This is a genomic window from Streptomyces sp. NPDC051677 (assembly GCF_044453465.1).
GTDB lineage: Bacteria > Actinomycetota > Actinomycetes > Streptomycetales > Streptomycetaceae > Streptomyces.
The window spans coordinates 74,607-89,318 of sequence record NZ_JBITCT010000033.1 but is presented as its reverse complement, the minus strand read 5'-3'; the positions used below and the strand labels follow the sequence as shown (position 1 = coordinate 89,318).

The window sequence follows — 14,712 nt, the reverse complement described above, 5'->3', positions numbered from 1 at the left end:
GCACTCACTCCCCCACGGCGACGTAGCGCCACACCGTGCCGTCGTCCTCCGCGTCCTCGTCGGCGTCGTCGCGGTCGAGGTTCACCTCGACTCCGGCGGGCTCCAGGGTCTGCCGGAGGCGCTCCAGGAGCGGCTCGGTCACATAGTGGTGGTGGAGGTCGAGCTGCTTGAGGTGGGTGAGCGGCTGCCCGCCGAGCAGGGCGGTCGCGCCGTCGTCGGTCAGAACGCCCATGGAGAGGTCCAGCACCTCCAGGCGGGCCACGACCGGCGCGGACGCGACCGCGGCGGCCACGGCGTCCTGCATCTCGCTGTTGCGCAGGGCCAGGTGACGCAGGCTCGGCAGACGGGCGCCGGAGAGGACGGGCTCCAGGTCGGCGGCCTCGCTGTCGCCGCCGTACTCGGGGGTGCCGAGCCACAGATCGAGGTGGGCCAGCGCGGGCAGGTCGCTGCCGCCGACTCCGCGCACTACGTCCACGGGCAGCCCGCCCGTCTCGATGACGAGCCTGCGCAGCGCGCCGTGGCCCAGGGCGGGGAAGCGCAGCCCGGATCCGCCGCGCACGCCGAGCTCCTCGAGTTCGGGGAACGCGGCCAGGAGGGGAGTGACGTCGGTCTGGTTGATCCAGGAGATCTCGCACTCCTCCCCCACCATGTCGCCGAGGAACACGGCCCGCAGCGCGGGGAAGCGGTCCCGCGCGGCCGTCAGCGCCTCGATGACGGCGGAGGGGTCCTCCTCGTACGCCTCCTCCCAGGCGCCGACGATCAGGGCCTTCACTCGAGTGGTGTCCACGGCGGCGCAGAACCGGCCGAACGCCTCCGTCCAGCTCTCGCCGGAGTCGTAGACGTCGCTGCTGATCCGCCAGGCGACGGCGTCCGGTTCGACCGGCCTGGGCTTGTGCTTGACGCCGGGGAACGTGTAGGCGGGCAGGCCGTACAGCGCGTCGAGGTGGTGACCGATGGTCATACGGCTGCTCCTGAGGAGAAAAAGTGTGCGGTCCGTGATGTGTCCGCAGTTCTACCAACAGGCACTGACAACGCCCCTCGGCGGGGCCTCGGTTCGGAGCGGCTCGGGAGCGGGTCGGGGGCGGTTCGCGGACGGTCCGCGGGCGTTGTCAGTGGTGGACCGTACGGTCGTGGTCATGAGGCCGGTGCGCGAAGCACCCGGCGGGGAGGGGAGAGCCATGTACCGGCAGGGAGACGTGCTGATCGTGCCCGTCGCGGAGGAGGCGGTGCCGCCGCACGTGGCGCAGGCGCCGCGGGAGGCGCGGGACGGGCGGGGGCGACTGGTGCTGGCGCTCGGCGAGGTCACCGGGCACGCCCACGCGGTCGTCGGACCGGGTGATCTGCTGCGTGAGCCGGGGCCGTTCGGTCCGCTGTTGCTGCACGTTCCGCAGGGCGGCCGGGTGGTCCACGAGGAGCACGCGGCGATCGCGTTGCCGAAGGGCTGGTACCGGGTGATCCGGCAGCGGGAGTACGTGCCGGGGTCCGTGCGGATCGTGGCGGACTGAACAGAAGGTGCGGGAGGGACGGATGACGACGATGGACATGCAGGAGACCGCGGTCACCTCCGACGCGAGCTACCACGCCTGGCGCGCGTGCGCTACGAGGGTCGCCCCGGCGGACCGCGCCGCCGCCGAGGCCGGCGTGCGACGGGCCTACCGGCAGGCGGGGCTTCGAGAACCGGAGAAGGTGGTGTGGGCCGGTTCACCGCGCGAGGCGGTGACACTGATCCGGGCGTTGGAGGAACCGGGCCCCAGTGTGCGCGAAGCCGTCCGCAGCGCCCCCTGGGCCGGCGAACGGCAGCGGCTGCACACGGAGTTGGGCGCGGCGGGCTGGTCGGCGCACTGGGCGGCGACCGGCGGCCGTCTGTGGGACTCGACGCAGGCCCTGGTGAACCGGATCCGCACCGGGGTGCTGGCGGATCTGGTCGGACAGGAGACGGGGAAGGCGGCCGCGGAGATCCGGCTGATCCTGCTGGACGCCGTGCTCGGACAGCACGACGCGCCGTGGCTCGCCGCGTTTCCCACCGACGACGGACCGGTCGAGAGACCGCTCGACGGGCTGGCCGCGGTGAGCCGCAGCGCCGGCTGGTGGTGGCCGTTCGCACGTGTCGCCGTGGTGAGCGAGCGGCCCGTCGCCCTGCACCGCGACGAGGCGGGCCGGCTCGACCACGGGGACGGCCCGGCGCTGGCCTACCCCGACGGCTTCGCCCTGTACGCGTGGCGTGGCATGCCGGTGCCGGCCGATTTCCTGGCGGAGCTGCCGACTCTCACCCCGGAGCGGATCCGCGCCGAGGAGAATGCGGAACTGCGCCGGGTCATGCTGGAGTACTACGGCTATGACCGCTATCTGGCGGACTCCGGCGCCCGTCCCGTCCACCGTGACGAGACGGGCATCCTGTGGCGCATCGATCTGGACGACGACGAGCCCGTCGTCATGGTGGAGGTCCTCAACTCCACGCCGGAGCCGGACGGGACACGGCGCACCTACTGGTTGCGGGTGCCGCCGTCGACGCTTACGGCGCGGGCGGGCGTCGCCTGGACGTTCGGGCTGCACCCCGATGTGTACGCGCCCGTGCGGGAGACCTGACCGGAAGCGTCCCGTGGGCGGGCCTCAGGCGCCGGCGGCGCGGGCCAGCACGTCGGCGACCTCGTCTCGGAGGGCGTCCCGGGCGGTGGCGGGCAGAGCGCCCAGGTCCGTGCCCGCCAGGGTCTCGAGGACCTGGGTGGCGTCGGCGTCGTACCGCACGCTCTCGCTGAGCACCTCGTAGCCGTCGCGCACCGCCACGCGCAGGTGGCCGGGGGCGTCGCCGTCGGCGTGCACCGCGGCGGCGACGACGAGGGGCGGCGGGCCGCCCGCCTCACCCTCCAGCTTGCGATAACCGCTGGCCAGGGGGGTGCGCCAGCGCAGGGCGAGCAGCACATGACGCTTCGCCAGCAGCTCGGTCAGGTCGGTCTCGTACACACCCTCGGTTTCCAGGACGACGGCACTGGCGTCGAGGACGAGGGCGGCCGGGAGCAGACAGCGCAGGGTGCTGCCGACGATGTTGCCGCCGACGGTGGCCGTCCGGCGCACAGCGCCCGTGCCCACTCCGGAGGCCGCCCGGTGCAGTACTTCGGGCACGGTCGCGTCGACCCGGTGCAGCAGCACGGCCCCGCCGAGTTCCTCGGGGCCGACCGTGTTGGCCTCCGGCAGATTGCGCAGCGACACGGCCTGCTCGGGGAAGCCGTCGCGCTGCCAGCCGGCCCACACCAGCGTGGCGCCGCCTACCGGTACCGCTCCCTCGGCCAGACACCGCTGTGCTTCGGATATGGAGGAGGGAAGACGCAACTGCACGACGACCGACCTGCCTTCCCTGGAGGTTCGTGGGGAGGACGGTGTGCCGCTCCCCCGCATGATCAATGGCAGAACGGATTCTGCCCAGGCGCGCGGGGGCGCATACAGGGCTCAAGGCTGCACCATGTCGAGCCCCTGAAACCCTTCAGCAGTTCAGCCGTTCATCCGTACAGCCGTTCACCCGTACACCCGTACAGCCGTTCAGCCGTTCAGCCGTTCAGCGCCAGCCAGGGCTGCGGGTCGGTGTAGGAGCCGTCGTAGATGACCTCGAAGTGCAGGTGGGGGCCGGTGGACAGGCCGGTGGAGCCGACCCTTCCGATCGGGGTTCCGGTCCGCACGGTCTGTCCGGCGGTGACCTCGATGGCCGACAGGTGGCTGTACGTCGTCTCCAGGCGTTTGCCGTCGATGCCGCCGTGGTCGACGACGACGCGGTTGCCGTACGCCTTGGTCATGGCCGCGAACACGACCCGGCCGTCGCGGGCCGCGGAGACCTGGGCTCCCTGCGGGGCGCCGAAGTCGACGCCGGTGTGGAGTTTGGTGACGCCGGTGAGCGGGTGCTGGCGTGATCCGTACGGGGAGGTGATGGTGAGGGTGGTGACGGGTGCGGCCAGGATCGCGTTCGCCTGCCCGCCGCCGCTGAAGTCCTCCCGGTCGAACGCCTCGTACCGGGTGAACAGGGCCTTCACCTCGGTGAGGTAGGTCTGCGCCCCGGCGGGCACCCGCCCGGCCGCGACCACCGCGTCCGTGCCGACCGCGTAGGCGGCGAGGGTGAGGTCCACGAGCTCGCCGGAGACGGTCCCGTCGGTCCTGAGGTCCGTGATCTTCCCGGCGAGGGAGCAGTCCTGCCGGCCGAGCGCCATGATGGCGTCGGCCGGATCGCGTGGTGAGGAGCTGCCGTTGCCGTCGTCGTCCTTGCCCCAGGTCCGCCAGCCCGCGGCCGTGAACGCGGCGATGCCCTGCTCGTCGGCCGTCGTGGCGCTGTCGTTGTTCCAGCCGGACAGCTGGTCGATCTGGGCGGCGAGGAGGGAGGGGGTGACGACCGTGCAGGCTTTGGCCGCCTTGCGCAGCCAGGGCCCGTACGTCTCGTCGACGCCGTCGGCGGCGGGCTGCTCCGAGCCGTCGCCGGGCGTCCAGTCCGCGGGGAGCCCGCCGGTCAGGACGAGAAACCCGGCCACTGCCGACAGGGTGAACAGGCCCGGCAGCACCAGCAGGGTGAAGGGGCCGGGACCGCGTCGGCGGGGCCGTGGCGCGGGCGGCTGCGGCGGGGTCGCCGGCTCGTCGGCCGGGCGGGTCTCGAGGGCGTGCTCGTCGCTCACGCGGAGAGCTCCGGACGGTCCGTCACAAGCCGGTCCGGGAAGGTGCTGGTGTTCACGGCCGGAGGTTAGCCCGTCGTCCGGCGGACGTCACCGGACGCGGGGGCAGACCTGTTGTCCGCGAGGGCAGACCTGGCCGTCGGCGGCCTTTCGGCGGGCTGATCCGGTCAGGGGGCCTTGATACAACAGGCGGCGCACGGGCCGGGACTTCCTGTCGCCGGCCGCCGTCCCGCACGTAAGGCTCCTGCCATGGCCCTGGACCACCTCTCTGAACTGCACGGCCTGCCGGTGTACGAGTTCCCGAGGCCCGGTGAGGGCCCCGCGACCCTGCCGGAGCCGGGGTCCGTCGCCTGGCGGCTCTCCCGGAACGGCGAAGGCGTCTTCGACGAGGACTACCCCGAATGCTGGGATCGTTTCCTCGACACCGTGGACCCGGCCGGTGTGCGGGCGCTGGTCCTCGGGGCGGGCGCCTACGGTACCGAGCACGACGCCGCCGACCCTGGCGAGACCGCCGCACGGCTCGCCGCGGCGGCGGACCGGCTGACGGGTCTTCGGGCCCTCTACCTCGCCGACCTCGAATTCGAGGAGGCCGAGCTCTCGTGGATCGTCCAGGACGACGTCAGCCCGTTCCTCGCCGCGTACCCGAGGCTGGAGGAGCTCGCCGTGCGGGGTTCGGGCGGCGGCTTCAGCGGCGAGCCGGGGCTGGAGTTCACGCCGTTGCGCCACGAGTCGCTGCGCGTCCTCCGCTTCGAGAACGGCGGGCTGCCCGCCCAGGTGGTGCACGGCCTCGCCGCCTCCGACCTGCCCGCCCTCGAACACCTGGACCTGTGGCTGGGCGACGAGTGGTACGGCCGCAGCACCACGGTGGCCGACCTCGCGCCGGTCCTGGACGGCTCCCGGCTGCCCGCGCTGCGCCGACTGGGCCTGCAGAACGCCGACATCCAGGACGAGATCGCCGCCGCGGTGGCCTCCGCGCCCGTCGTCGCCCGCCTGACGGCCCTGCACCTGGGCCGCGGCACGCTCGGCGACGCGGGAGCCGAGGCCCTGCTGTCCGGCCAGCCCCTGCTGCACCTTCAGGAGCTGGACCTGCACCACCACTATCTGACGGACGCCATGATGGAACGGGTGCGGCAGGCCCTGGAGCCCCACGGGGTGCGGGTCGACCTCTCCGAGCAGGAGCGGGAGCACGCGGACGGCGGACGGTACGTGTCCGCCGGCGAGTGAGCGCTCAGCCCACGACCACCAACAGGTCACCGCCCTCCACCTGCTGAATGCGGTTGATGGCCAGCCTGCTCACCCGTCCGGCCTTCGGCGCGGTGATCGTGGCCTCCATCTTCATCGCCTCGATGGTGGCGATCGTCGCGCCGACCTCCACCTCGTCGCCCTCCGCGACGGCCAGCGTGACCACGCCGGCGAACGGCGCGGCGACATGCCCGGGGTTGGTGCGGTCGGCCTTCTCGGTGACCGGGACGTCGGAGGCCGCCGCCTGGTCGCGGACCTGGATGGGCCGCAGCTGGCCGTTCAGGGACGACATGACGGTGCGCATGCCGCGCTCGTCGGCCTCGCCGACGGCCTGCAGCTCGATCAGGAGGCGGACGCCCGGTTCGAGGTCGACGGAGTACTCCTTGCCCGGGCGCAGGCCGTAGAAGAAGTCCTTGCTGTCGAGGACGCTGGTGTCGCCGTAGGCCTGGCGGTGGGTCTCGAACTCGCGCGTCGGGCCGGGGAAGAGCAGCCGGTTGAGGGTGGTGCGGGGGGTCTTCTCCAGTCCCTCGCGGTCCTCGGCGGTCAGCTCCTGCACGGGCTTTGCGTCGGCGCGGCCCTGCAGCGCCTTGCTGCGGAACGGCTCGGGCCAGCCGCCGGGCGGGGTGCCGAGCTCGCCGCGCAGGAAGCCGATGACGGAGTCGGGGATGTCGTACCGGTCGGGCGTCGCCTCGAAGTCCTGCGGGGAGACTCCGGCGCCGACCAGGTGCAGGGCGAGGTCGCCGACCACCTTGGAGGAGGGGGTGACCTTCACCAGGTGGCCGAGGATGCGGTCGGCGGCGGCGTACATCGCCTCGATGTCCTCGAAGCGGTCGCCGAGGCCGAGCGCGACGGCCTGGGTGCGCAGGTTGGAGAGCTGTCCGCCGGGGATCTCGTGGTGGTAGACGCGCCCGGTCGGGGAGGCGAGGCCGGCCTCGAAGGGGGCGTAGATCCTGCGGACGCTCTCCCAGTAGGGCTCCAGGTCGCCGACGGCCTGCAGGTCGAGGCCGGTGGGCCGCTCGGAGTGGTCGGTGGCGGCGACGAGCGCCGACAGCGAGGGCTGCGAGGTGGTGCCCGCCATGGAGGCGACGGCGCCGTCGACGGCGTCCGCGCCGGCCTGGATGGCGGCCAGGTAGGTGGCGAGCTGGCCGCCGGCGGTGTCGTGGGTGTGCAGGTGCACCGGAAGCTCGAACTCGCGGCGCAGGGCTGCCACGAGCTTCGCGGCGGCCGGGGCGCGCAGCAGGCCCGCCATGTCCTTGACGGCCAGGACGTGGGCGCCGGCCTCGACGATCTGCTCCGCGAGGCGCAGGTAGTAGTCGAGGGTGTAGAGGCGCTCGCTCGGGTCGGACAGGTCGGAGGTGTAGCAGAGGGCGACCTCGGCGACGGCCGTGCCGGTCTCGCGTACGGCGTCGATGGCGGGCCGCATCTGGCCGACGTCGTTGAGGGCGTCGAAGATGCGGAAGACGTCGATGCCGGTGGCGGCGGCCTCCTGCACGAAGGCGTCGGTCACCTCGGTCGGGTACGGCGTGTAGCCGACGGTGTTGCGGCCGCGCAGCAGCATCTGCAGGCAGATGTTGGGGACGGCCTCGCGCAGGGCCGCCAGTCGCTCCCAGGGGTCTTCGGCGAGGAAGCGCAGGGCGACGTCGTAGGTGGCGCCGCCCCAGCACTCCAGGGACAGCAGCTGGGGCAGCGTGCGGGCGACCAGCGGGGCCGAGGCGAGGAGGTCCTTGGTGCGCACGCGGGTGGCGAGCAGGGACTGGTGGGCGTCGCGGAAGGTGGTGTCGGTGACGCCGATGGTGGGCGACTCGCGCAGCCAGCGGGCGAAGCCCTCGGGGCCGAGGTGGACCAGTCGCTGGCGGGAGCCCGCCGGCGGCTCGGTGTCGGGCAGCGGCGGGAGCTTGGTGGCCGGGGTGATCAGTTCCGGGCGTTCGCCGTGCGGCTTGTTCACCGTGACGTCGGCGAGGAAGGTCAGCAGCTTCGTGCCGCGGTCGGCGGAGGAGCGTGCGGTGAGCAGGTGGGGCCGCTGTTCGATGAACGACGTGGTGACGCGTCCGGACTGGAAATCGGCGTCGTCGAGGACCGCCTGCAGGAACGGGATGTTGGTGGCCACGCCGCGGATGCGGAACTCGGCCACGGAACGCCGGGCCCGTCCGATCGCGGTCTTGAAGTCCCGGCCCCGGCAGGTGAGTTTGACCAGCATGGAGTCGAAGTGGGCGCTGATCTCCGTGCCCGCGTGGGTGGTGCCGCCGTCGAGGCGGATGCCGGAGCCGCCCGGGGAGCGGTAGGCGCTGATGCGGCCGGTGTCGGGTCGGAAGCCGTTCGCGGGGTCCTCGGTGGTGATACGGCACTGCAGGGCCGCGCCGTGCAGGGTGACCGTCTCCTGCGACAGACCGAGGTCGGCGAGGCTCTCGCCGGAGGCGATGCGCAGCTGGGCCTGGACGAGGTCGACGTCGGTGACCTCCTCGGTCACCGTGTGCTCGACCTGGATGCGCGGGTTCATCTCGATGAAGACGTGGTTGCCGTCGGGGTCGAGGAGGAACTCGACGGTGCCCGCGTTGCGGTAGCCGATCTGGCGGGCGAAGCGCACGGCGTCGGCGCAGATGCGGTCCCGCAGTTCCGGGTCCAGGTTCGGCGCGGGGGCCAGCTCGATGACCTTCTGGTGGCGGCGCTGGACCGAGCAGTCACGCTCGAAGAGGTGGATGACGTTGCCCTCGCCGTCGGCGAGGATCTGCACCTCGATGTGGCGGGGGTCGACGACGGCCTTCTCCAGGAAGACGGTGGCGTCGCCGAACGCGGACGCCGCCTCGCGGGCCGCCGCCTCGATGGACTCGCGCAGCTGCGCGGGGTGCTCTACGCGCCGCATGCCGCGCCCGCCGCCGCCGGCGACCGCCTTGACGAACACGGGGAAGCCGATGTCGTCCGCGGCGCGTACCAGTTCGTCGACGTCGCTGGACGGCGCCGAGGAGCCGAGCACGGGCACGCCGGCCTCGCGGGCCGCGGCGACGGCCCGGGCCTTGTTCCCGGTCAGTTCGAGGGTCCGGGCGTCGGGGCCGACGAACGTGATGCCCGCTTCCTCGCAGGCGCGGGCCAGTTCGGGGTTCTCGGAGAGGAAGCCGTAGCCGGGGTAGACGGCGTCGGCGCCCGCCCGGCGGGCGGCGCCGACGATCTCCTCGACGGAGAGGTAGGCGCGCACGGGGTGTCCGGGCTCGCCGATCTCGTAGGCCTCGTCGGCTTTCAGCCGGTGCAGTGAGTTGCGGTCCTCGTGCGGGAAGACGGCGACCGTGCGCGCGCCCAGCTCATAGCCGGCGCGAAACGCACGGATCGCGATCTCACCACGGTTGGCGACCAGCACCTTGCGGAACATCCTGGGACCCCTTCAGCCTGCCGGTGACGGGACCCATCGTGGCGGTGAGTGACCGTATTGGCCATGTGAGTCGGGCCACTCACCGCATGTCTCGCTCGTTCGGACCGTGTCCGGGTGAATTCCGACGCCCGATCAGGGCGAGGAAGACGCCTGCCAGGGAGCAGCAGCCACGCCCCGTCCAACCCGTTCGGCCTGTCGGACATCGTTCGAGATCTCTTGACGCCACACCGTACGCCGTTTGACACTCTCGCAACATCACGTCACACGGCTGAAACGGCGGGCTCACATGGCGCACAGAGAACGACTCCGCGGACGCGCGAGACGCGGGGCGGGACAACTCGCCGCGCTGACCGCCGTCTCACTGGTCATGGGCCTCGCCGGTGCGGCAACTCCCGTACAGGCGGCGGAGGTTGCCGACGTCTCCGACGGCCTGGCGCTCTGGTACAAGCTCGACGCCACGTCCGGCGCCACCGTGACCGACGCCTCCGGCCACGGCCGCGACGGCACGGTCAACGGCGCCGCCGGGTGGTCGTCCACCGGCCAGGGCCTCTCCTTCAACGGCTCCGACACCTACATCAAGGTGCCGAACGACGTCATGAAGGGCATGAACGCGATCAGCGTCGCCATGGACGTGCGGATCGACGCCGGCCAGTCGACTCCGTATTTCCTCTACGGTTTCGGCAACTCCAGCGGAAGCAACGGCAACGGTTACCTGTTCACCACGGGCAACTCCCTGCGCACCTCGATCGCCACCGGCAACTGGTCGACGGAACAGACCACCAAGCCGGCCGACTCCCACAACCTGAGCCGCTCGGTGTGGAAGCACCTCACCTACACGCAGTCCGGCACCACCGGCGTGCTGTACGAGGACGGCGTCGAGGTCGCCCGCAACACCTCGGTCACCATCACCCCCGGCGCGATCGGCTCCGGGATCACCACCGCCAACTACATCGGCAAGTCCGTCTACTCCGGCGACAGGCTCTTCAAGGGCGACATCCGCGACTTCCGTGTGTACGACCGCGCGCTGGCCGCCTCCGACGTGGAGCAGCTCGCCCTCCCCGTGGCCACACAGGGCGTCGCCGACGACAAGGCCGCGCTCGACCTCGGCGACACCGACGCCGTCACCGCCGATCTGAGCCTGCCGAAGACCGGCACGGCCGGCGGCTCCGCGATCAGCTGGGCCAGCGACAACCCCGACGTCGTGTCGGACGCCGGCAAGGTGACCCGTCCCGCCGCGGGCCTGCCGGACGGCCACGCCACGCTCAGGGCGACCCTGAAGAAGGGCACGGTCACCGACACCAAGTCGTTCGACGTCACGGTCCTCCCCGCCTTCGACGACCAGGCCGCCGCCGAGCAGGCCGCCGAAGCCCTCAGCGTCCACAACCTCGACGACGTCCGCGGCAACCTCGCGCTCCCGGCGACAGGTTCCTACGGCACCGCCGTCACGTGGTCCTCGGCAGCCCCGGACGTCATCTCCGCCGACGGTGTGGTCCACCGCCCCGCACACGGCGCCGGCGCCACCACGGTCGACCTGACGGCGACCGTCGCCAAGGGCACGGCGACGGCGACCCGCACCTTCACCGCGAAGGTCCCCGAACTGCCCGCGAAGGAAGCCCTCAAGGGCTACATGTTCAGCTACTTCACCGGTGAGGGCACCGCGGACGGCGAGCAGCTCTACGCCGCGCTGAGCAAGGGCAACGACCCGTTGAAGTGGCGGGAGTTGAACGACGGCAAGCCCGTCCTGACCTCCACGCTCGGCGAGAAGGGCCTGCGCGACCCGTTCATCATCCGCTCCCCCGAGGGCGACAAGTTCTACCAGATCGCCACCGACCTCAGGATCTACGGCAACGGCGACTGGGACGCGGCCCAGCGCACCGGCAGCAAGTCGATCATGATCTGGGAGTCCACCGACCTCGTCCACTGGACGAACCAGCGCCTGGTGAAGATCTCCCCCGACAGCGCCGGCAACACCTGGGCGCCGGAGGCGTACTACGACACCCGGCTCGGCGAGTACGTCGTCTTCTGGGCGTCGAAGCTGTACGACAACGCGGCGCACTCCGGCGACACCTACAACCGGATGATGTACGCCACCACCCGCGACTTCTACACGTTCAGCGAGCCCAAGGTCTGGATCGACCGCGGCTACTCGGTCATCGACTCCACCGTCATCCAGCACGACGGCACGTACTTCCGCCTGTCGAAGGACGAGCGCAACAACACCTCCTCCACGCCCAACAGCAAGTTCATCTTCGAGGAGAAGAGCGCCTCGCTGCTGAACCTCTCCTGGAGCCCGGTCGCCGAGGGCATCGGCAAGGGTGCGATGAACGCGGCCGAGGGCCCGCTGGTCTTCAAGTCCAACACCGAGGAGAAGTGGTACGCGTTCCTCGACGAGTTCGGCGGTCGCGGATACATCCCGTTCGAGACGACGGACCTCGCCTCCGGCGCCTGGACTCCGTCCGCCGGCTACGACCTGCCGTCGAAGCCCCGCCACGGCACGGTCCTGCCGGTCACGCAGGCCGAGTACGACCGACTGCTGCGCGCCTACCAGCCCGACCAGCTCGTCGGGAGCGTCGAGGGCGTGTCGGTGAAGACCCGGATCGGCGAGGCCCCGGTACTCCCCGCGACCGTGATCGCCACCTACGCCGACGGCGTCAAGCGTCCGGTGGCGGTGGCCTGGGACGACGTCCCTGCGTCCGCCTACGCGCAGGCCGGCGTCTTCACGGTGACCGGCAGCCTGCCCGACGGCGCCGCGATACCGGTCCGGGCCGAGGTCACCGTGTCCGAGGAGGGCGCTGACGTCCCGGCGGACCTGCTGCTGGACTACGGCTTCGACGAGACGTCCGGCAACATCGCGGTCGACTCCAGCGGCCACGGCTACCACGGCACCTACGTCCGTACCCCCGACTTCGGCGCCGGCGTGGACGGCGGCTCGTTCAAGATGTCCGGCGACTCCGCGACGTCCCCCTACGTGAAGATCCCGAACGGAGTGCTCAAGAACGCCGACAGCGTCACCGTGTCGACGTACGCGAAGTGGAAGGGCGGCGGCAACTTCCAGTGGCTGTTCGGGCTCGGCCCCGACAGCAACAAGTACCTCTTCGCCACCCCCTCCAACGGCGGCTCAAGCCTCTACTCGGCGATCACGAAGGCCAGTTGGTCGGCGGAGTCGAAACTGACGGCCAAGCAGCTCACGCCCGGCGAGTGGCGGCACGTCACCGTCACCCTCGACGGCGCCACCGGCACGATGATCCTCTACGTCGACGGCGTCGAGGCGGCCCGCACGACGACCACCATCAAGCCGTCCGAGCTCTACGACGCGAACAAGGACTACAGCGGGTACATCGGCCGTTCCCTGTACTCGGGCGACCCGTACTTCGGCGGCGAGGTCGACGACTTCCGCATCTACGGCCGTGCCCTGACGGCCGCCGAGGTGATGGAGCTCAGCGGAAACACGGCGGGCGTCGCCCTGGCGACCGCCTCCGCACTCAAGGTCGACGCGCTCATCGACAACGCCGGCAGCCGCATCACGCTCCCCGCGAAGGAGGGCACCGATCTGACCAGGCTGGCACCGGAGTTCACGCTGGCCCACGGCGCGGCGATCAGCCCCGCCTCGGGCAGCGTCCAGGACTTCAGCAAGCCGGTGACGTACGAGGTGACCGGCTCCGACGGCAAGAAGCGCACCTGGACGGTCTCCGCGCTCATCATGAAGAGCCCCGTCCTGCCGGGTCTCAACGCCGACCCGAACATCGTCCGCTTCGGCGACACCTTCTACATGTACCCGACGACCGACGGCTTCGAGGGCTGGAGCGGCACGCAGTTCAAGGCGTACTCGTCGACCGACCTGGTGCACTGGACGGACCACGGCGTCATCCTCGACCTGGGTCCCGACGTGAGCTGGGCGGACAGCAGGGCCTGGGCGCCGACGATCGCCGAGAAGGACGGCAAGTACTACTTCTACTTCTGCGCCGACGCGAACATCGGGGTCGCGGTCTCCGACTCGCCGACCGGTCCGTTCACGGACGCTCTCGGAAAGCCCCTGCTCAAGGCCGGCCAGCTGAGCGGCCAGATGATCGACCCGGCGGTGTTCACCGACGACGACGGCCGGTCGTACCTGTACTGGGGCAACGGCCACGCCTATGTCGTGCCGCTGAACGACGACATGGTCTCCTTCGACGCCTCGAAGATCACCGACATCACCCCGAGCGGCTACAACGAGGGCACGTTCGTGGTGAAGCGCAAGGGCACCTACTACTTCATGTGGTCGGAGAACGACACCCGGGACGAGAACTACCGCGTCGCCTACGCCACCGGTCCCTCCCCCACCGGCCCCTGGACCAAGCGGGGCGTGATCCTGGAGAAGGACACCTCGCTGGGCATCCTGGGCACCGGCCACCACTCGGTCGTGCAGGTGCCGGGCACCGACGACTGGTACATCGCCTACCACCGGTTCGCGATCCCCGGCGGTGACGGCACGCACCGCGAAACCACGGTCGACAAGCTGGAGTTCGACGCCGACGGCCTGATCAAGAAGGTCGTGCCCACGCTCACGAGCATCGATCCGGTCACCATCGTCCACGCCGGTCCGGACGCCAAGGGCGTCGAGGGCTCCGCGATCGCCCTGAACGGGACGGTCTCCGGGGCGGGCGGCGCACGGTGGACGGTCGAGTCGGGCGCGCCGTGCACGGTCGCGGACCCGGCCGCCGCCCGGACGACGGTCACCTGCGCCGACAACGGCGCCTACACCCTCACCCTGACGGGCGGGCGCAGCACCGACACCGCGACCGTCACCGTGACGAACGCGGCTCCGTCGATCACGTCGGCCACCGGCCCGTCGGGCCCGGTCTCGGTCGGCCGGTCCACGGCCGTCACCGCCCGGTTCGCCGACCCGGGCGCCGGTGACGCCCACACGTGCGTGGTCGACTGGAAGGACGGCAGCAAGCCGGCCGCCGGCACGGTCACCTCGTCCGGCTGCCGGGCGGTGCACACCTACGCCTCGGCGGGCATCCGACGTCCGGTGATCACCGTCACCGACGACGACGGCGCCGCGGTCGCCAGCACGCTCCCCGAGCTGATCGTGTACGACCGGGCGGCCGGGCCGGCAGTGGGTGCGGGGACCGCCGGCAAGGCGTTCTTCTCCCTCTCCGTCGGCTATATGCCGGGCTTCTCCGCCCCGGTCGGGCAGGTCGCCTTCGATCTCAAGCAGCCCCGTCTGAAGTTCCGCTCCACCGGCTTCGACTGGCTCGTCGTCTCCGGCTCCCAGGCCGTCCTGCAGGGCTCGGGCACGATCGACGGCAAGAGCGGCTACGCCTTCCGCGTCACCGCGACCGACAACCCGGACTTCTTCCTCATGAAGATCTGGAAGAAGTCCGACGGGAAGGCGGTCTACGACAGCGGCTACCCCGCGAAGGTCAACGGCGTCCTCACGGTCGGCCTCCGGCGCCGGTAGCTCAACTGCCTGGCTCCTGA

Annotated in this window: 8 protein-coding genes; 4 read left to right on the top strand and 4 right to left on the bottom strand. The window is 71.4% G+C overall.

The window, feature by feature from the left end:
- Positions 1–4 precede the first annotated feature (4 nt).
- Positions 5–961, bottom strand: a complete 957-nt coding sequence (locus ACIBAF_RS32250; protein WP_399467713.1) for an STM4015 family protein — start codon at positions 959–961, stop codon at positions 5–7.
- Positions 962–1,178: 217 nt separating this feature from the next.
- Here ACIBAF_RS32250 and ACIBAF_RS32245 point away from each other — a divergent pair, with 217 nt between their 5' ends.
- Both ACIBAF_RS32245 and ACIBAF_RS32240 read left to right on the top strand, forming a co-directional pair.
- Positions 1,179–1,505, top strand: coding sequence for a hypothetical protein (locus ACIBAF_RS32245; protein ID WP_399467712.1), 327 nt, complete (start codon positions 1,179–1,181; stop codon positions 1,503–1,505).
- Positions 1,506–1,527: 22 nt separating this feature from the next.
- A complete protein-coding gene (locus ACIBAF_RS32240) occupies positions 1,528–2,586 on the top strand; it encodes a DUF6745 domain-containing protein (RefSeq protein ID WP_399467711.1) in 1,059 nt (352 codons plus the stop codon).
- Between the two features lie 24 nt (positions 2,587–2,610).
- On the opposite strand, the gene ACIBAF_RS32235 is transcribed toward ACIBAF_RS32240, so the two are convergent.
- Complete coding sequence (locus tag ACIBAF_RS32235; protein WP_399467710.1) at positions 2,611–3,333, bottom strand: FAD binding domain-containing protein; 723 nt, start codon at positions 3,331–3,333, stop codon at positions 2,611–2,613.
- Positions 3,334–3,542: 209 nt separating this feature from the next.
- Positions 3,543–4,649: a M23 family metallopeptidase gene (locus ACIBAF_RS32230; RefSeq protein ID WP_399467709.1), complete on the bottom strand. Its 1,107-nt coding sequence runs from the start codon at positions 4,647–4,649 to the stop codon at positions 3,543–3,545.
- Positions 4,650–4,895: 246 nt separating this feature from the next.
- Between ACIBAF_RS32230 and ACIBAF_RS32225 the strand changes: the two genes are divergently transcribed.
- Positions 4,896–5,870: an STM4015 family protein gene (locus ACIBAF_RS32225; protein WP_399467708.1), complete on the top strand. Its 975-nt coding sequence runs from the start codon at positions 4,896–4,898 to the stop codon at positions 5,868–5,870.
- Between the two features lie 4 nt (positions 5,871–5,874).
- Here ACIBAF_RS32225 and ACIBAF_RS32220 read toward each other — a convergent pair whose 3' ends face one another.
- Complete coding sequence (locus ACIBAF_RS32220; protein ID WP_399467707.1) at positions 5,875–9,249, bottom strand: pyruvate carboxylase; 3,375 nt, start codon at positions 9,247–9,249, stop codon at positions 5,875–5,877.
- A 286-nt stretch (positions 9,250–9,535) separates the two neighbouring features.
- Between ACIBAF_RS32220 and ACIBAF_RS32215 the strand changes: the two genes are divergently transcribed.
- Entirely contained in the window at positions 9,536–14,692 is a 5,157-nt protein-coding gene (locus ACIBAF_RS32215) for a family 43 glycosylhydrolase (RefSeq protein ID WP_399467706.1), read from the top strand.
- The last annotated feature ends 20 nt before the right edge of the window (positions 14,693–14,712 follow it).

Bases quoted from the DNA above. Each gene is read 5' to 3' on its own strand.
- ACIBAF_RS32215 (WP_399467706.1), top strand. From the start codon at position 9,536: ATGGCGCACAGAGAACGACTCCGCGGACGCGCGAGACGCGGGGCGGGA.
- ACIBAF_RS32220 (WP_399467707.1), bottom strand. From the start codon at position 9,249: ATGTTCCGCAAGGTGCTGGTCGCCAACCGTGGTGAGATCGCGATCCGT.
- ACIBAF_RS32240 (WP_399467711.1), top strand. From the start codon at position 1,528: ATGACGACGATGGACATGCAGGAGACCGCGGTCACCTCCGACGCGAGC.
- ACIBAF_RS32245 (WP_399467712.1), top strand. From the start codon at position 1,179: ATGTACCGGCAGGGAGACGTGCTGATCGTGCCCGTCGCGGAGGAGGCG.
- ACIBAF_RS32250 (WP_399467713.1), bottom strand. From the start codon at position 961: ATGACCATCGGTCACCACCTCGACGCGCTGTACGGCCTGCCCGCCTAC.
- ACIBAF_RS32225 (WP_399467708.1), top strand. From the start codon at position 4,896: ATGGCCCTGGACCACCTCTCTGAACTGCACGGCCTGCCGGTGTACGAG.